General features: G+C 39.1%; 26 protein-coding genes and 3 tRNA genes. 24 read left to right on the forward strand and 5 right to left on the reverse strand.

Annotated elements, in window-relative coordinates:
* Positions 1–107 precede the first annotated feature (107 nt).
* The gene (gene trhA, locus G4420_RS00295) at positions 108–761 is read left to right on the forward strand and encodes a PAQR family membrane homeostasis protein TrhA (protein WP_163321638.1); all 654 of its coding nucleotides are present in this window, start codon (positions 108–110) and stop codon (positions 759–761) included.
* 77 nt (positions 762–838) lie between these two features.
* Here the strand turns inward: trhA and trxB are convergent, their stop codons facing one another.
* Positions 839–1,840, reverse strand: a complete 1,002-nt coding sequence (gene trxB, locus G4420_RS00300; RefSeq protein WP_246241501.1) for a thioredoxin-disulfide reductase — start codon at positions 1,838–1,840, stop codon at positions 839–841.
* Between the two features lie 175 nt (positions 1,841–2,015).
* Here trxB and G4420_RS00305 point away from each other — a divergent pair.
* Both G4420_RS00305 and G4420_RS00310 read left to right on the forward strand, forming a co-directional pair.
* Positions 2,016–2,090 (forward strand) — tRNA-Pro (locus G4420_RS00305).
* A gap of 152 nt (positions 2,091–2,242) precedes the next feature.
* Positions 2,243–3,415 (forward strand): tyrosine-type recombinase/integrase, encoded by a 1,173-nt coding sequence (locus tag G4420_RS00310; protein WP_163321639.1) that lies wholly within the window; start codon positions 2,243–2,245, stop codon positions 3,413–3,415.
* 71 nt (positions 3,416–3,486) lie between these two features.
* On the opposite strand, the gene G4420_RS00315 is transcribed toward G4420_RS00310, so the two are convergent.
* Genes G4420_RS00315 through G4420_RS00330 form a run of 4 tightly spaced genes read right to left on the reverse strand, consistent with a single transcriptional unit; the run spans position 3,487 to position 4,832 of the window.
* The gene (locus G4420_RS00315; protein ID WP_163321640.1) at positions 3,487–3,804 is read right to left on the reverse strand and encodes a hypothetical protein; all 318 of its coding nucleotides are present in this window, start codon (positions 3,802–3,804) and stop codon (positions 3,487–3,489) included.
* A gap of 7 nt (positions 3,805–3,811) precedes the next feature.
* The gene (locus G4420_RS00320; RefSeq protein ID WP_163321641.1) at positions 3,812–4,264 is read right to left on the reverse strand and encodes an SHOCT domain-containing protein; all 453 of its coding nucleotides are present in this window, start codon (positions 4,262–4,264) and stop codon (positions 3,812–3,814) included.
* A gap of 23 nt (positions 4,265–4,287) precedes the next feature.
* Positions 4,288–4,455: a hypothetical protein gene (locus tag G4420_RS00325; protein WP_163321642.1), complete on the reverse strand. Its 168-nt coding sequence runs from the start codon at positions 4,453–4,455 to the stop codon at positions 4,288–4,290.
* Between the two features lie 8 nt (positions 4,456–4,463).
* Positions 4,464–4,832, reverse strand: coding sequence for a hypothetical protein (locus tag G4420_RS00330; RefSeq protein WP_163321643.1), 369 nt, complete (start codon positions 4,830–4,832; stop codon positions 4,464–4,466).
* Positions 4,833–5,148: 316 nt separating this feature from the next.
* Here G4420_RS00330 and G4420_RS00335 point away from each other — a divergent pair, with 316 nt between their 5' ends.
* From G4420_RS00335 to G4420_RS00435, 21 genes are all read left to right on the forward strand, one after another.
* A complete protein-coding gene (locus G4420_RS00335; RefSeq protein ID WP_163321644.1) occupies positions 5,149–5,553 on the forward strand; it encodes a hypothetical protein in 405 nt (134 codons plus the stop codon).
* An 11-nt stretch (positions 5,554–5,564) separates the two neighbouring features.
* On the forward strand, positions 5,565–5,804 hold the full coding sequence (locus G4420_RS00340; RefSeq protein WP_163321645.1) for a helix-turn-helix domain-containing protein: 240 nt from the start codon (positions 5,565–5,567) through the stop codon (positions 5,802–5,804).
* A 106-nt stretch (positions 5,805–5,910) separates the two neighbouring features.
* On the forward strand, positions 5,911–6,453 hold the full coding sequence (locus tag G4420_RS00345; RefSeq protein WP_163321646.1) for a DUF4494 domain-containing protein: 543 nt from the start codon (positions 5,911–5,913) through the stop codon (positions 6,451–6,453).
* A gap of 177 nt (positions 6,454–6,630) precedes the next feature.
* Positions 6,631–6,702, forward strand: a tRNA-Asn gene (locus G4420_RS00350).
* Positions 6,703–7,251: 549 nt separating this feature from the next.
* Positions 7,252–7,325 (forward strand) — tRNA-Met (locus G4420_RS00355).
* Positions 7,326–7,614: 289 nt separating this feature from the next.
* Positions 7,615–7,977 (forward strand): hypothetical protein, encoded by a 363-nt coding sequence (locus G4420_RS00360; protein ID WP_163321647.1) that lies wholly within the window; start codon positions 7,615–7,617, stop codon positions 7,975–7,977.
* Between the two features lie 35 nt (positions 7,978–8,012).
* Positions 8,013–8,825, forward strand: a complete 813-nt coding sequence (locus tag G4420_RS00365) for a recombination protein NinG (RefSeq protein ID WP_163321648.1) — start codon at positions 8,013–8,015, stop codon at positions 8,823–8,825.
* A gap of 33 nt (positions 8,826–8,858) precedes the next feature.
* Positions 8,859–10,634, forward strand: a complete 1,776-nt coding sequence (locus G4420_RS00370; RefSeq protein WP_163321649.1) for a DNA cytosine methyltransferase — start codon at positions 8,859–8,861, stop codon at positions 10,632–10,634.
* 1 nt (position 10,635) lies between these two features.
* Positions 10,636–10,914 (forward strand): hypothetical protein, encoded by a 279-nt coding sequence (locus G4420_RS00375; RefSeq protein WP_163321650.1) that lies wholly within the window; start codon positions 10,636–10,638, stop codon positions 10,912–10,914.
* Positions 10,915–11,700, forward strand: coding sequence for a site-specific DNA-methyltransferase (locus G4420_RS00380; RefSeq protein ID WP_204273552.1), 786 nt, complete (start codon positions 10,915–10,917; stop codon positions 11,698–11,700).
* Positions 11,701–11,702: 2 nt separating this feature from the next.
* A complete protein-coding gene (locus G4420_RS00385) occupies positions 11,703–12,473 on the forward strand; it encodes a hypothetical protein (RefSeq protein WP_163321651.1) in 771 nt (256 codons plus the stop codon).
* A gap of 11 nt (positions 12,474–12,484) precedes the next feature.
* The gene (locus G4420_RS00390; RefSeq protein WP_163321652.1) at positions 12,485–12,718 is read left to right on the forward strand and encodes a hypothetical protein; all 234 of its coding nucleotides are present in this window, start codon (positions 12,485–12,487) and stop codon (positions 12,716–12,718) included.
* A 34-nt stretch (positions 12,719–12,752) separates the two neighbouring features.
* Positions 12,753–13,106, forward strand: a complete 354-nt coding sequence (locus tag G4420_RS00395) for a hypothetical protein (protein ID WP_163321653.1) — start codon at positions 12,753–12,755, stop codon at positions 13,104–13,106.
* Positions 13,107–13,111: 5 nt separating this feature from the next.
* Positions 13,112–14,011, forward strand: a complete 900-nt coding sequence (locus G4420_RS00400; RefSeq protein WP_163321654.1) for a hypothetical protein — start codon at positions 13,112–13,114, stop codon at positions 14,009–14,011.
* 204 nt (positions 14,012–14,215) lie between these two features.
* A complete protein-coding gene (locus tag G4420_RS00405; RefSeq protein WP_163321655.1) occupies positions 14,216–14,488 on the forward strand; it encodes a hypothetical protein in 273 nt (90 codons plus the stop codon).
* A 12-nt stretch (positions 14,489–14,500) separates the two neighbouring features.
* Entirely contained in the window at positions 14,501–15,034 is a 534-nt protein-coding gene (locus G4420_RS00410; protein ID WP_163321656.1) for a hypothetical protein, read from the forward strand.
* Positions 15,031–15,597 (forward strand): ASCH domain-containing protein, encoded by a 567-nt coding sequence (locus G4420_RS00415; RefSeq protein WP_204273553.1) that lies wholly within the window; start codon positions 15,031–15,033, stop codon positions 15,595–15,597. Before G4420_RS00410 ends, G4420_RS00415 begins: the two co-directional genes overlap by 4 nt.
* Positions 15,594–15,863: a hypothetical protein gene (locus G4420_RS00420; protein ID WP_163321657.1), complete on the forward strand. Its 270-nt coding sequence runs from the start codon at positions 15,594–15,596 to the stop codon at positions 15,861–15,863. Before G4420_RS00415 ends, G4420_RS00420 begins: the two co-directional genes overlap by 4 nt.
* The gene (locus G4420_RS00425) at positions 15,860–16,903 is read left to right on the forward strand and encodes a UvrB/UvrC motif-containing protein (protein ID WP_163321658.1); all 1,044 of its coding nucleotides are present in this window, start codon (positions 15,860–15,862) and stop codon (positions 16,901–16,903) included. The genes G4420_RS00420 and G4420_RS00425 overlap by 4 nt, the downstream gene beginning before the upstream one ends.
* Entirely contained in the window at positions 16,900–17,304 is a 405-nt protein-coding gene (locus G4420_RS00430; protein WP_163321659.1) for a hypothetical protein, read from the forward strand. Before G4420_RS00425 ends, G4420_RS00430 begins: the two co-directional genes overlap by 4 nt.
* A complete protein-coding gene (locus G4420_RS00435; protein WP_163321660.1) occupies positions 17,304–17,729 on the forward strand; it encodes a hypothetical protein in 426 nt (141 codons plus the stop codon). Before G4420_RS00430 ends, G4420_RS00435 begins: the two co-directional genes overlap by 1 nt.
* The last annotated feature ends 3 nt before the right edge of the window (positions 17,730–17,732 follow it).

Below are 17,732 nucleotides of genomic sequence, written 5' to 3' on the forward strand. Positions count from 1 at the left end.
CAAAACGTTATTATTATTATTTATTTGGAATAGACATATTGTATTCAAACAATAATTTTTTTGAGTAATTTCGAACAGAATTAAGTTTTATTCGAAAAGCAACGTTTATGAAAAAAAAGGTTGAAGCCGGATACCGAACATTATCACTTGGAGAGGAGATATTTAATAGTATCACACATGGAATAGGGACTTTGCTAAGCATTGCTGCGCTTGTACTTTTGGTTGTATTTGCAGCTATAAAAGGCAATGCCTGGCATGTGGTAAGTTTTAGTATTTTCGGAAGCAGTTTAGTATTGCTCTATTTATCATCGACACTTTACCACAGTTTCACCCGCGAAAAATTGAAGAACCTGTTTGTTCGGTTCGATCATGCCGCCATATTTTTATTAATTGCAGGCACCTACACGCCTTTTGTGCTCACCACCATTCGTGGTGCTTTGGGCTGGACTCTTTTTGGAATAATATGGGGATTGGCAATTACCGGAATGGTAATCCGCTCGATTTACTTAACCCGTTTCCGGAAATTAATGGTTGGCATTTATCTGGCCATGGGCTGGATGTTTTTATTGGCCATTGGCCCCATTGTCAGAAATCTGCCTGCGTCAAGCATTGCCTTTTTGTTTGTTGGTGGAGCCTGTTATTCAATCGGTGTTATTTTTTACGCTTGGCGAGGCTTAAAATACGGCCATGGTATTTGGCACCTTTTTGTTTTGGCCGGAAGTATTATGCATTTCTTCTCGGTACTTTACAGTTTAAATTAGGAATTAACAGATTAGAGATACAAAAAAGCAGGATGATTTCTCATCCTGCTTTTTTGTTATTACGAAGTGTCTTTCTTTTACGAATGTTTTTCCGACAGGTATCGCTCTGCATCAATTGCAGCCATACAACCCGATCCGGCAGCAGTAACCGCCTGACGATATTGCGAGTCTTGCACATCGCCGCAGGCAAATACTCCGGGAACTTTTGTTTTTGATGTTCCCGGTTGGGTTAAAATATAACCTACATTGTCGGTATCAAGGTATTCAGCAAAAATATCAGAGTTTGGCTTGTGACCGATGGCCAAAAAGAATCCGTCAATTTTAATATTAACTTCCTCTTCCCCTTCTTCTCCATGGTTTTTAACCAATGTTGCACCTTCAACCACACCATTGTCGCCAACCAATCCTTTTGTTTGGTGTTTCCAAAGTATTTCTACGTTTGGTGTTTTTTTCACGCGCTCGGCCATCACTCGTGATGCACGAAGCACATCACGACGTACAATCAGGTATACTTTGTTACACAGACCGGCCAGGTACATAGCTTCCTCAGCAGCAGTATCGCCACCACCAACAACGGCCACATCTTTCCCTCTGTAGAAAAATCCGTCGCAGGTTGCACAGGCAGAAACTCCACCTCCGGCATATTTCTTTTCGTCTTCCAGTCCAAGGTATTTTGCTGTTGCACCGGTTGCAATAATCACCGTTTCGGCTTCGATCAATTTCGAGCCGTCGATCCACACTTTATGAATATCGCCCGAGAAATCAACTTTCGTTGCCATTCCCCAACGTACATCGGTACCAAAACGTTCGGCCTGCTTTTTCAGATCTTCCATCATTACCGGGCCGGTAACACCTTCCGGATAACCCGGATAGTTCTCAACTTCGGTGGTTGTTGTTAACTGACCTCCCGGTTGTAATCCTTCGTACATTACCGGACTCAGGTTAGCGCGTGCAGCATAAATTGCAGCAGTGTAACCTGCAGGGCCCGATCCAATAATCAAACATTTTACCTTTTCAACGTCAGTTGGTTCAATGTTTTTATTCTCGTTGTTATCGTTAATATCAAGTGGTTTAAACATCATTTAAATTTTTAGTTGCACAAAAATACAAAACATACCTCATTGATTGTCATAAATTCAATCGATAATAATGAAGTAATGATAGCTGAATTCTATGTGTTCAATAAAATAGTAGATTAAAGAAAGAAAAAGTTTTGTAATAATAATTTCTAAACTTACTTTTGCAATCCTGATTCGGGATGTGGCGCAGTCCGGTTAGCGTACTGGTCTGGGGGACCAGGGGTCGCAGGTTCAAATCCTGTCATCCCGACAGATTCAAAAACACTTAATTACCCTGCTAAAACTAAGGTTTGGCAGGGTTTTTTAGTATATAAATCTTTTATTCTTATCTTTGCTCTTATAGAATATCACGGAACTATATTTAACTGTTTTTAATAAAAAACGTCACAAAAACGTCACAATATGGCAACAGTAAAACTCAAACTAAACAAAAATTACAAGTCAAAAGATGAGAAAAATAACTCTTACCCGCTTGTTTTTGTTATCGGAAACAGGTCTACTCATGCCCATATTTCAACAGAAATTAAATTACCCGAGGAATATTGGGACCCTGTTAAGCTAATTAAAAAGGGAGCTCCTGGAATTGATAACCCGTCATTTCAAAATACTCAACTCGCAACCAAACTAAGCGATCTTTATACGTTTATAAACAAACTATCTACTACCGGCGAAATAAACGCCCTCAGTGCTGCTCAAATAAAAGCAAAGTACCAATCATCTAAAATAAAAGAGAAGTACGATTTTTACACCTATTTCGAGTATTACATTACCACTAAAGGCGAGAGCACAGCAACCATTTACAAACGAACCTATAAAATTCTACAAAACTTTAATTCTTCCCGATTATCCTTTTCAGATGTTAATGCAAGATTCCTGCGTGATTTTACATCGTGGCACGATAAATCCACAAATGGCACAGCTATTCATCTTCGAAACATAAGAGCTGTTTTTAACGCTGCTATCGATGATGATGTTATAGGTCTTGAATTATATCCTTTTCGGCGCTTTAAAATACCGAAGGCAAAAACGAGGAAAAGAAATATTACTGCCGGTCAGATAAAAACATTCAAAGATGCAGAGCTTTATGGTGTGCCTCATCTTGCCAGAGACGTTTTTATGCTTCAATTTTACCTTATCGGAATAAATCTGAAGGATCTTACTTATTTAAAGAAATCATCCGTTAAAAGAGGCCGGTTAGAATACACACGAATGAAAACTGGTACCGAATACTCTATTAAACTGGAGCCGGAAGCCAAGCGCCTTATTAAAAAGCTTTCAGGTAAAAAATACCTCATCTGTTTAGCCGAACGATACCAAAACTACGATTCGATAAAAAAGGAGATTAACAAGAAGTTAAAGGCAGCCGCAAAATCAGTAAAGATACAAGAGCCCTTATCTACTTACTATTCGCGGCACTCGTGGGCAACAATAGCCCATAAGTTAAATATACCCGAAGATACCATTGCCGCAGCGCTCGGGCACCAGTCGGCTCATAAAATTACCAGTATTTATATTGAAAGAGACATTTCAAAGGTTGATAATGCCAACAGAAAAGTATTAAATGCTATTAAATAATAGTGCCAAAAAGTGTAAATATTATCGATTTTTACGGGGCTTAGACTAAAGTTAGTGCCATTTTGTATAAATCATTCCTGCGGTATTAATTTAGCTTGAAGATCAATTACACGTTCCTTCTCGGCCAGTAATTGTTCTGTTAAATTCAATATCTTATCTTTTAATACCTCAATACCATAATCACCGGCGCTGCTTTTACCTGTAATCAACCATCGCGCATCAATATCAGGATAGTTCTCAATTGTTTTAACCATATATTTATCAGGTATTGGCTTTCCGGCTTTCCAATTACTTACCTGCTGGCGCGAAGCTTTTACAGTCTTTCCGTAATCTACCTGACTTTCGCCAATTGATTTTAAGAATTCAAATAGTCGATCATTTCTATTCATTGCTTAATTAATAACGATCTAAAATTTCTTGCTTCTTTTTATTAAATTCTGATTGCGTGATTGTCCCGTTATCCAGCAATTGCCTTAGCTTGTTTAACTCATCATACATTTTATCTGTATTGGTAATTTGTTCGGTCTTGCTGGTTGTATTAATATTAACCGTTGGATCTTTGGTCGTATTAAAATCACCTAAACGACCATAACTGTCTACCTTGCCATTAACAACCTTCACGTAGTAGTCGGTATAAAAACCATATAAAGCATCATCACTCGTCTCTGATAGTTTATAATGCAAATACTCGGTATTACCTGTAACACTTGAGCTATTTGGTTCACCCATTGCACTTATAACACTTTCTTTTGTCATTCCCGGAGACAGGGAATTAATTCGTTTAGCTGTTGCACATCCTACAAACAAGATAACAACAAGAAAATAAAATGATATAGTAATTTTCTTCATAATAATTTACTTGATGGTTAACATTACTCCGTATCAACTGGCCTGATTATTCCGGTCCATTTATCAACAATTGCAAAACCGCTTTCAATAACCTCATACCTTGTTGAATAGGCATAAATTACCGACGATGTTATTAATCCTATTGCCAGTATTATTGCGGCTATAATATTTCGATTACTCTTATTGCTCATCGTTTAGTTTAATTTTTCATCAATAAATTTATGGTTCGTTCCTTTTCTTCAAGTCGCTTATCCTTTTCTTCTATTATTCTTCTCAAATGTTCTACCTCTTTTCCATACCATCCTTGGGGCTCGTTTGAAAAATCACCCATTTGTTGATATTCTTCAACTTTTTGTGTTTTCTTTTCAACTCCCCTGAATAACCAATTTGCATCTACATCTTCAAACACCTCTACAATTTTAATAATCCACTTCGACTGAACATCAGTGTCATTGTTATAAGCGCGGCTCAAAACACCTTTGCTGGCGCCTATTTTAATCTCTATTGGATGTATTCGAAGTCCTGTTTCCTGCATCAACCGATCAATAATTAATTTGATACTTGTCATCTTTGTTGAAAATTAATTACTTTTTAATTTGTTTGTTTACAAATTAGTTTGTAGAATTGCAACATAGTTGTTTTCTAACAAACTTTATAGATAAATAAGTAAATAAAGATATGACATCTTACGCAGACAATCAACAAAAAGTTCCAATTAGTCCCACATTGCGAAAATTATCAATCAACGGGACCGCCTCTTTTCCGATAAAAAAACACTCATCGGTTCGCTCTTGCTGTCAGGTTGTGGCTCTAAACATCGATGTAAAGTTTAAAACTCACCTCGACCGCAAAAATGAAGTAATTATTGTTACCCGAGTTCAGTAATGCAACGCGATACATCCATAAAAGCTTATAACTCCATTAAAGCCAATGGTTTGATTACCGGCCGGCGAATGGAGGTTTATACCTGCTTGTATCAGTTCGGACCATTAACCGCATCACAGGTATTTCTGAAAACTGGCTTAAAAACCAACCAAAGCGGAAGGTTTACTGAGTTGAAGGAAATGGGCGCAATTCGTGAAAAAGGGCGAATTACCTGCCCGGTTACTAAATCAGAAGCTATCCTTTGGGATGTTGCCGATACTATTCCGGTAGAACCCAAAAAAAAATCCACACGAAAAGACAAAAAGAAAGAAGTATTAAAGCTGATTGCTGAAATAGGAAAAAAGGTTCAAGATCCCGAGAAAAGTCAGCTTCGCAATATATGGCATAAGGTTAATGCACTTTAATATCATTAATTATGGCAAACGACAAAAAAACACCTGTTGATATAGTGGCGCTACAATCAAAAGTATGGTTAACACCCGAGGAAGCGGCTAAATATATGTCACTATCGCGCAGACAAGTGGATATTTTACGCACTAAAGGAACACCAAACAATGGTACGCTTCCATTTTCTCAAATTGGCAAATCTATATTCATACGTCGCACAAATATAGATAAGTATCTCACCGAACACGAAGTCAAATCAGCAGTGTAATGAATGTACCATTAATCATAGGGATAACACTTGTTCTGATTGGTTGCTCAATAGTTGCAACACTTTTCACAAGCAGAAAAAACAAAACTAAATAAACAATAATACTATGCTACAAACATGGTTCACAGCTAAGGTAAAATACCTTAAGGTTTCCGAAAGTGGAAGCGAAACAATGGTGAAAGAACAATTCCTGTTAGATGCAGTATCGTACACCGATGCCGAAGCCCGTATCATTGGCAAAATGCAGGAATTAGTTAAAGGTGGTGAATTCGCTATCGATGCAATCACCAAGTCGCGAATTGCCGAGGTATTTCCTTACGATGATGGAGAATGGTGGTTTAAAGCAACAATTCACCTGGTAACAATCGACGAGGAAGCCGGCAAGGAGAAACGCATTACCTCGCATTACCTCATTATGGCCGACAATATTAAAGAAGCTTTGGCCCGATTGGATGAAAGCCTGGAATACCTGGTAATTCCATACCACACAACATCAATGGCTATCAGCCCTATTGTCGATGTATTTCCATACGAACCAAAAGAATCAGAAATACCCGAAGGTTTTGTGCCGGTAGAAAAAACCATTACCGAAGGATTGATTTCGGAAGAAGAAGCTAAAGAGAAATTTCCTGTTCCCGAAGAGGAATAGAACTAAAAATATTTCGGGGGAGGGACACCCTGAAGGGATGGAGGATAACAACCTCGCGGTGTATAGGTTAACCGGCGGCGTTCTTATAAGTTAATAAGTTAAACAGGTGGGCAAATCACATTCAATTTAATAACAGAGGTTCTTTGTTTTATTTCAACAATCTAAGGCCCACCACTTGCCGGATTAGCTCAGGGGTAGAGCGTTGGCGTGTTAAACCAAAGGTCGCGGGTCCGAGTCCCGTATCCGGCGCAGCAGCAATTCAATAATCAAAGGAAGATCGGAGCGAATAACAGTAACTCCCTTCTTCCTATTAATTGCAGAGTTCTTTAAAATATTGAAACCACACAGAAAGGAGAGGTTGATCTTCCACTAAAAGTATAAGGGAGGGCATAAGATACGATAAATGACGACTACCGGAAACGCTGTCTGATCCGGGGTAAATAGTGAGGGACAGTCGAATTATACCAGAGGTGTAAGATTAGTAGCAAACCTCTCCGTAACGAAATAATCAGCCACAAGAGGATTGCCGAATAGGAACAATTCGGAAGTGGTTGGTTGGTACCGTGGCGAAATTGGTAGACGCAGGGAACAAGAGAAGGAGCGTACTTGATTGCCCAGAACGACTAAATCGATCCGGTTGGCTATGGTAAGTCTCTTGAAGCAGTAGTCACAAATCAGTTCGTACAGGTTCAAGTCCTGTCGGTACCACAGTTGCAATGCAACTATTTGCCTCATCCCTTACAGAACGAACACTGAGAGGCTGCAAGAAGGGAAAGCCCGGACAATTCCGGGCAACATCGCGAGGTAGAGCAGTTGGCCAGCTCGGTAGGCTCATAACCTACAGGTCGGGGGTTCGAATCCCTCCCTCGCTACTAAAAGCTTGTAGCTAACGGCTCGTAGCTCATTTGAAATTTTGACAACAAAAAAGGGTAGCACTTACTACACAAAAAGCGTCGCATCTACAAATAGGGGTTTGGATTTGTAGCTTTTCTAAAAGTCTTTTTATCGAGATAAACTTTAAAGAACGTAGCTGCCCTTTTTTAAAGATAATGCGCCACTCGGCGCACCATTAGGTAGTTGGTTTAGGTTTCTCCCCTGGCGACGGTCGGGGGAGTTTAACAACCTAATCAACCTTTAAAGTAAAAAACTAAAACAACTATTATGGATTCAGATCAATTACAAAAAGTATTTCCCGATACAAAAAGCTGCAGAGGAACTTCGCTTCACCTGCTTCCATTTACCGGATCTATTCAATTTCATCCCAAACAGAAGCTACGCAACTTTGTAGAGCAGCTTTCGGGAGGTTTCGAAGTACATTATTACGAGAATGATGATTTCTATGTAACCGAATTCCTGTGGGCCGACGAACCTACAACAATCCTTTTATGCGAATTGGTTGCTGCAGTTAAAAAGCCTACCGACCTGCACTTTCATTTTCTACCCGGAACAGGACGCTTCGAAATATTCATTGAACGATACGAACCTACTTACTCAACATTAAACGACGAGGAACTGGATTACTGATGGCCCGGAAAAAGAAAAATAAAAAACAACGCGAAATGGCTGCAATAATTAAACAAACAATAGAAATTACCTGCAAAGAGGCAGACTGTAATAATACTTTTCGTTGGAATCCAAACTATACAAGTATAAGACCTGTACGCTGTAATTGTTGCGAAAATAAAAAGCAACTGGAGAAGCAGCAAAAGTCTGCACAGAAATACCAGGAGAAACGCAGGGCAAAACTGGCCGAACAACGCAAACAAGATGCCGGTTCCGGTGGTCGCGGAGCCGAAACAATAAACGCCAACTACCCAAAACTTAAACGGCAGAAAAAACAAATTCGAATTAAACCAACGGTTAACAACGTTCAGGTAAATAATTCGCAACCAAAAGTACGTAAGAAAGGCCGCAAATGGTACGAACTTCCTACCAACCTGTTAATTCAGCACGTTCAGCAAAAAATGGTTAATCCGTACATCCGGAAACGCGATAAAGCGCTTTATGCCGGTCGCTGTATATCGTGCGATCACGGAAAGGTTGAAGAAGCCGGTCATTTCTATTCAGTAGGTTCCACTCCCGAAATGCGCCTTATGCCCGAAAATATTCACGGACAATGCCACCATTGTAATGCACTGCTCGGAAGTAACCAAAAAGGATACAATAAGGGCCTCATCGCCCGTCACGGACAAAAATATGTACATGAACTACATAAGCTTCATGCCGAATGCCAAAAGGCAAATACAAAGCTCCTACGGCACGAAATATTAGAAATAGCAGCTACCTATAAATACCTGTCGAGAAATCGCATATGGGTATTTACTTCCGAAGAATTCAACACAATTCGCCGCGAGGTTAATGAGGCAGCTTAATTCACCTTGATCAAAAATAAAACAAACAACAATATGCCACCTATTTTTTACATCGATCTGTTCAGTGGTGCAGGAGGTACAACAACCGGCATTCACCTGGTTAACGACAATGTTAAAGTTGTTGCATGTGTAAACCACGATTCAGAAGCAATTGAAAGTCATAAAGCCAATCACCCCGATTGTTTACACTTTATTGAAGATGTTCGCGATTTTGAAGTAATTAAAGCACTTCAAATACTGGTTAAAAAACTCAGAAAAGAACATCCCGGTTGTCTTATCATTCTTTGGGCAAGTTTAGAGTGTACAAATTACAGCAAGGCTAAAGGAGGAAAACCCCGCGATGCCGACAGTCGCACACTGGCTTGGACTTTATACCGTAAATGGTCGAAACGATACAAACGATATGTAAAAGGTCCGGGCTATTTACAAATGTTAAAACCGGATGGACTGGAGATTGAAAATGTAGAAGAATTCAAAGCATGGGGTCCACTTGATGAAAACGGAAAACCAATATCACGTTTAAAAGGCCGCGACTATGTACGTTTTATCCGCGCCGTAAATGCTCTTGGTTATCGTTACGATAGCCGTATGCAAAACTCTGCAAACTTCGGAGGATTTACTTCACGAAACAGGTATTTCGGGAAGTTCTTTACTAAAGGGCTACCGATAGAATGGGCAGAGCATACACATACCAAAAACCCAAAGAATAACGGATTGTTCCCCGATCTTCCGAAATGGAAAGCATGTCGCGAAGTACTGGACCTTGAAGATGAAGGCCGTTCAATCTTTCAACTTAACGGAAATGGTAAAATGGACTGCGAAGATACGCTTAAACGTTATCTGGCCGGTCTGCATAAATTCGTACCTAAAAACGAAAACAAATTCCTTCAAAAAGAATATTCAGGACACCCCGAATCAAAATGTTATTCTATAAACGGACCGGCGCACACTGTTACTGGAATCGATCATCATAAGCTGGCATTTATACACCGATACAACGGAGGTAATACCGATAATAAATGTACGTCTGTTAATAAGCCCATTGGTTCATTAACTGCCGCAAACAGGTTCTCGGTTGTTAATACAACTTTTCTTGCTGCATACTACGGAAATGGCGATAATGTAAGCTCTATTGATAAGCCATGCCCTACCGTTCCAACAAAAGACCGTTTTGCTAAAGTTCGTATTCAACATTTTACTAACTACTATTCAAGCGGTGGACAACATTCTGATATTGATCGGCCTTCTCCGGCAATTACAGGTGTGCCAAAACCTCGCCTTACTACTATTGTAATGATGGACCAACAATACGGCTGCTCGAAACCTCATGGTATTGATCGTCCGGTTGGAACAATTACGGCCAATCCGAAGCAAAACCTTGTTACCGTTAAATCATTTTTGTTTAATCCAGGATGGGGAAGCTCTACTTCTTCAGTTGATAAACCATCGCCAACAATTGTTGCCCGACAAGATAAAGCTCCTGTTTCAATCATTAACGCCCAACAAACAAACAGGCCATTCTTTGCTGTTCCTCTGTTCGAGGACCGGGAAAGCGCAACAATGACCGAAATAAGAATTTTCATGGCCTTGCACTATATCATCGATATTAAGCGAAGGATGTTAAAAATACCCGAGTTAAAACGCATTATGGGATTTCCCGAAAACTACGTGCTGAAAGGTTCCGAAACCAAACAAAAGAAATTTATCGGAAATGCAGTAGAGGTAAATATGGCTCGTGCTCATATTTCAGCCAACGTTAAAGCTTTCCAAAAATGGCACCAACAAAAACAACTTAAACAAGCAGTATAAAATGATAGTACGTTATTCAATTATTGTATTCGTAACACAACTAATATTTATTGGTTGTCGCACATGGAATGTTAAAGCTATTTCGGCAAAAAACATTCACCAGGTTTTATTGTCAGGCACATTTGTACATCTGGCATGGTTGGTTTCAATTGCCATTGGGGCCGTTTCAATGAACGAAATCATTACAAACTTTCGATGGTCCTATATCCCTATTGTTTTATGCTCGTTAACAGGTGGCCTTATTGGTTCTTACATATCAATGAAAAATAAAAAGCTGTAAATGAGCAAACCCACTATAAATAGGCACCTCATCGATTGTATGGACTTTATGAAAGATATTCCTGACAATCACTACGATCTTGCTATTGTGGATCCGCAATATGCAATTGGAGCACATAAAATGCCAATGGGCTCACATCCTACTCGTACAAAAAATGGGTACCCTGCCGAATCGGTTGCTGTTAAAGTACGCAAAAAAGCAAAAAACAGACTAAACGACGGAAGGGGTAAACTCCGCAACCGCTTTCTTAATCAATCCGATTGTTCGTGGGACAGCGAACCACCTCCACCCGAATATTTTAAAGAATTGTTTCGCGTAAGCAAAAATCAAATTATTTGGGGAGGTAATTACTTCGACCTGCCTCCTACCCGTTGCATAGTGGTTTGGGATAAAGTACAACCCTGGGAAAACTTTTCACAGGTTGAAATAGCATGGACCTCTTTCGATTATCCGGCTAAAATATTCCGCTACTCAAACAAAGGAGGCGATAACATTAAACGACTGGAGAAGATTCACGAAACAGAAAAACCGGTTGAACTATACACATTTTGCTTAAACAAATTCGCTAAACCCGGTTTCAAAATACTCGACACTCACGGAGGTTCATTCTCCAATGCTTTTGCTTGTTACTTATTGGGCTTCTACCTCGACATTTGCGAAATCGATCCTTACAAATTCGATGTTGCCGAAGAACGTTTCTTAAACTTCCTGCAAGCTCAGGAAGAAATTGCTCAGTTTGGCTACGCTAAAACTGCTATCAGTAAAGACAATCCAATACTATTTTAATTATGGAAAAAATATCAAGAATAAATCATCCCGAGAAATACAATTCTCATCTTACAAACGACTTCCGTACGCTGGCCGCCGAAAAGTTAGGTGAATTAGATACAGCAACATCGTTTATGTATTTATTTCGACGATTTAAAACACCAACTTACGACAATAGTGATGAGTATAAAATCCTTTACCAATACAATTTTAAGTTCAAAGATATAATTGTAAGCATACATGCAAGCTATCATCAATTTGTGACTTTTAATCTGTGGATTCCTAAAAAGTCATTAACCCCATTCTATAAAGAAAACAGAAAATACCACAAGCAACAACTTCGTAAATCGCTTCAGCGAAATATTGCCTACATGCCTTACAGTGTCTTTTTTTATCAGATAAAAGAATCAGACTTATTCACTCCTAAACAATCAGAAAAACAGTGGTATCACATCGATCGTGAAGCAAAAGAAATTCTCACCAGTGAAGAGTATAACTTCCTTGATACAACAATGCCTAAAAATGATGTTACTCCCGGAGAAAGCCAAAGAATTATCGAATTATGCGATAAACTATCTGATCACCTTACCAAGAAATTTAGAAGCTCTATTTCGGCCTCAGACCGCAAAAGACTTTATCATTGGATGCCCACGTTAAACGATGTTCCTGAAATTCGGAAACAATGCCTTCAGTTTATACAGGAACTTAAACGCGGCTGTTACGTGCGCGATGAAATCATAAACATTAAAGGCTATATCAGCGAAAATAATCCAATCCACCGATTCGAATAAAACATATTACAATGAACATCGATCAAGCGAATAAAAACGAACAGGAGCGTTTAAAATACCTCATCGACAACGAAACCGACGGGTTTACTAAAAAATGCCTTCAGGATGATCTGAAAGAACTCGAAGCCAGTCCGAAAAAATACTGGTTACGCTTTAAACTTGATGCTTTTCATCCCGGAAATATCGAAGAAACACAACGGGTAAACACCATCGCCGCAATGCAAAAATTCTATTCACAAAACTAAGCCCCTTTAGGGGTTTGGGGTAATAACCATTTCAATGAAAAAACAAGTATTCATAGCAGCAATAACAGCCCTGCAAAAACAAAACGATCTCGACAGTAAAAATGCCGAATTACTGGCGCAGGTATTTCCGGAAAGCGATAGTGCCAATACGCTTTATCCAAACCATTTTATTACCAATACACTTATGGAGGTAATTCACGAATGTATGGGCGATACTTTCCGCGATAAGGCCGGAATGACCTGGTGCGAATACTTCTGTTGGGAACTCGATTTTGGACGCAAATACAAACCCGGAATGGTAAAGGACAATGGTAATAATATCGACCTATCGACACCGGCTAAACTGTACGACTTTTTAAAACAACTACAAACCGAGACTGAAAACTAAAAGATATGGAAGGTTGGATAAAACTATATCGCAAAATAGCCGAAAATCCACTCTGGTTAATCAAACCATTTTCGCGCGGACAAGCATGGATCGACCTCTTAATTTTGGCTAATCACAAACCCGGATTCTTTTATATCCGCGATGTAAAAGTAAAGGTCGAACGTGGTCAGGTAGGTTGGAGTGAACCCAAACTTTCCGAGCGATGGGGATGGTCGCGCACAAAAGTTAGAAAGTTTTTAAAAGACCTTGCAGAAGAACAGCAGATTGTACTTGACAAAAAGACTGTAACACAGATAATTACAATCCTTAATTTCGACGAATATCAGAAAAAAGAACAGCAGGAAATACAACAGCCAATACCGCAGCGCATACAACAGGAGAACAACAGCGAGACAGCAGCAGAACAGCAGCAAGACCCTAACAAGAATGATAAGAATATAAAGAATGATAAGAACTCTCTTTTTAGACAGAGATTTTTTTCAGTTTTAGAAATATTCTATTTCAAGAATTTTAAAAACCCAATTACCGTTACAAATGCCTTCTTTAACCACTACGAAGGAGTAGATTGGAAAAATGCGCGTGGCCTCGATATTGTATCAGTAGAATCGGTTGCCGAAAATTGGGACAACCAAACCACCGAAGGAATAAATTGCCCCGACAACCTGCTTGCGAAATGGAAAGTAATGTTCGGAATTCTGAAAAACAACACCGAATACTTCAATAAATTCCTTCTCATCCGGCCGGCAAAACTCGAAAACAAAACACTTACCATTCGCGGAAAACAAAAAGACATTGAAGCTATTGAAGCCGATAAAGAACTTTTACAGGTGTGGCGCAATGCCCTGTTTATGACTTTCGGCAAAGTAACCATACAATACGAACTCGACAAACAATTAGTAGCATGAAAGCCTGGTACATGTCGCAAAATAGATTCAAAAACAAAATTATTAAGCGTTGGGAAGAACAAGGCTTTAAATACAACTACGGACATATACAGCTACTCTCATTCTCCTACAATACGCTAATGTTCTGGGAGAAAAAGAAGAAGAATAAAATATCACAGAAAAATAAAAGGGTAGTACACCCTACCCTATTCTAAATCAAATATTATGAAAGTATTTAAATTCAAATCAGACGATTACGAGTATGCCATTTCCGGTAAAAATGAAGCAGAAGCAAAAGAGGCATTTTCTGAATTTGTTGGCGACCGCGAAATAGAATCCACCGAAGAAATTCCCGAATCAAAATGGGATGAAAAGTTTATCACCATGTATGAGGATAACGACCGCGAAAACGAACCGTTTAAAGTTTCTATTCGTGATGAAATGATGGGCGATAGTCCGACATTCATTTATTCTAACGATCCTGATTTCATGGATTAAACCACCAGGACAATGACACCAACATTTAAACCAATAGGAAGCAACGAGCTTGTGCCAATGACACGCCGCTACCCTAACCTACCCAAAAAGGTATTGCAGCGCGATTCGAAAATAACCAAACGAATTATGATGGCATGGGATGTTGATGGAGATCCTGAAAAAGTACTGGCTATTTTCCTGAAAGAACGCAGGATGCTTTCGCACGAACGTTATTGGGAGCTTATGCGCTCGGTTTGGATAATTGCCGGTAGTGTTGAAAATTCCGAACTGTTCCGAAAACTTATGCAAGCCAATCGCCGGAGCCAGTTTTTCTTCTCAACACCCGAAGAAGCTAAAAAATTGCGCGAACTACCCGATACCTTCAAGGTATTTCGTGCAACCAACGATTCTGCCGATGGAGGACTATCGTGGACCCTCTCAAAACAATATGCCGAACACTACAAGCAAGAATTCGACAAAGAAATGATTGTTATGCGGAAAGTTAACAAAAGTGATGTATTCGCCTATATCGAACGAAATAACGAATCTGAAATAATTATTCTATGAAACAACAACAATTCATACAATGCCCGGAATGTGGTAAGCCAATGATTGCCGACTTTATTCCAAACTCAGGTAAACTAAAAAATGTCTCAACAATAGCCGATACAACAGTTTATTTTAAATGCGGTAGTTGTGGTGCAGGTGGAATGACAATGGAGCAGAACGAAATTGATGAAATGAAACCAATACCGGCACTATCCATCCGTCAACCGTGGGCATGGTTAATTACCAACGGCTACAAAAACATTGAGAACCGGAACACTCTTAAAAATTTCAGAGGATTGTTTCTTATTCATGCCTCATGTAAAACTGATTTTAAAGCCTTTCATGATCATATAGTGAAGGTGGGTAAAGAAGCCCCAATAATTTGGTTTGATCGTTTTCCTGAAAATATAGAAACAGGCGGCATTATCGGTTACGCCACAATAACCGACTGTGTACAAAAATCAGATTCGCCCTGGTTCGTAGGTCCCAATGGTTTTGTTATCGAAAAACCTCATCCTCTACCCTTCACTCCCTGTAAAGGTGCACTCGGATTTTTTCAACCTAAAATATTTACAAAATGAACACATTACTCACTATCCTATTAATTCTGGCAGTTATCAGTATTCCCGGATTCTTAGCTGTTCGGGCTATAACAATTATCGTTCGCAAAGAGGAAGAAGAATTCCGTATTCGCGAACAGCGACTAATTAACAAGGATTACCTCACCGACCCGGAGATATGCCCCAGGTGTGGCTATAAACACCCAAAGGTTAAAGAATTTGGATTCTGCGGAACCTGTGCTTCTCAACTTTATGGCGATTCACCTTATTTACACGAAATAGTATGAAAAAATATTTAGCAAAAGGAACACTCACAATCAGCACTCACAGAACTACTATATACTTCAGAAATGAAGAATCGAAGTGCTATAATTTCCAAGACGATCATCTTAATCCTCACTACCAGTTATGGGAACATATTTTGGGGTATTTATCTCGCAGAGGATTTCATGTGACTGCCGATCCTCGCATACTGAAGGAATATCGATGCCTTACAAAAGATCATAAGTATGGAATCAAAAATAACCTCGAATTTAAAACCGAGAGATTTCCAACTGGCTTTAATATTGAATTCTATCAGAACATTAATACAGAGCATAAAAGTGGAGGCGAGTACGATTTCAGAAAGTATGAATTGATGCCTTACCTCATCAAACTATCTTTCAGAAACGAAGTATTACGCCTTGCTGAATATGCCCGTAAGAAAGGCGTTAATGTTGTCATTGAAAAGCCGCTATCTGATATTAAGAAGATCATTGAAGATAATCAGAAAAACCCTCATGTTCATGGACCAGATATTTATTGCTTGCAGGATATTGCAAAATACATGGATAAACCTGGCATGTGCTATAACGATAAAGATGCCAATGGAAAGAAAATCATTTGTGGCGAGATAAAAGCTTTTTACAATAGTAAACGAAGATTATTAATCGGTGAAGTATGGCACCATATCAATAATATGTGGTGGGTTTTAATCAACGGAGAACGTCACAATATTGCTTCATTTCATCTGTTTGACTATTCACCCGACTTGCCAAATCGTAAGCCATTAACGCACAATCAGCAAATTCAAAGACTTCATTCCGAATTACAAAAAGCAGCTGATCAACAAAACTACGAACGCTGTATTGTCCTTCGCGATAAACTTAAAGATGTAAAGTTATATCGGGTTTGGAGTATAAATCACGGCTGTTGGTGGAGGCCCGATTCCTCCGGATACACAAGCGATAAAAACAAGGCCGGTGTCTACACTGATGAAACGATAAATAACAACAGTAGTTATTTCAATAATCAAGAAACCACTAAAGCAATACCTGTTGAATCATGAGCCTACGTTACCGCGATCTGCCCGAAATACCTGCCGATCAACTACGCCCCGGAAACATTGTTACAACCGGACCAGTGCAGGTAACTATTAAATCAGTTTCAGAAAACTATTGCCGTGTAGTATTTCATCATCCAGTAAACGGCGATTATGTGGAGCTGCGTAAACGTTCCGAATTACGCCCGGTAGTAGTTAACGAATTTCGTATTGAAAAGCTTGGATTCAAAAAGATAAACAAAGTAGAATTCTATTATCCTGAAAGTAATTTCATGCTTAATTACGACGGTGAAGATATGTTCTGGTTATGTATGTGCGGATCGGATAAAATAATAGCCGAAGGAAACTTCCTTCACCACCTCCAGAACCTCATCAACGATTTATCAATTAAAGAATTTAAACTATAATGGAATCAAACGAATTAAGAATTGGAAATCTGGTGGATTACGAGAAAACAACACATCGTATCACCGCAATTAACACTACTCCAAAGAATGATTATTCATTCTGTGAATCGCAATGGATCAATGAAGAAGGAAATGAATACTATTCTCACACCTTCGATCTGATTAACCCAATACCACTAACTGAAGAATGGTTGCGAAAGTTTGGTTTCGACGATAAAGAATATAAACCCGGTTATATTGGCATCGATTATAAAGATGGAATGATATTAAGCTTTGTTCTCTGTAAGCCCGGTAAATTATTCGAAGCGCAGAAACACTACACTTTTGAACTTCGCGATCATTATATCAATCCAATCGAATATGTTCACCAATTGCAAAACTTCTATTTTGCTATTACGGGGCAAGAATTACATTTAAAATCTTAACCA

The organism is Draconibacterium mangrovi (assembly GCF_010586825.1).
Classification (GTDB): Bacteria; Bacteroidota; Bacteroidia; order Bacteroidales; family Prolixibacteraceae; genus Draconibacterium; species Draconibacterium mangrovi.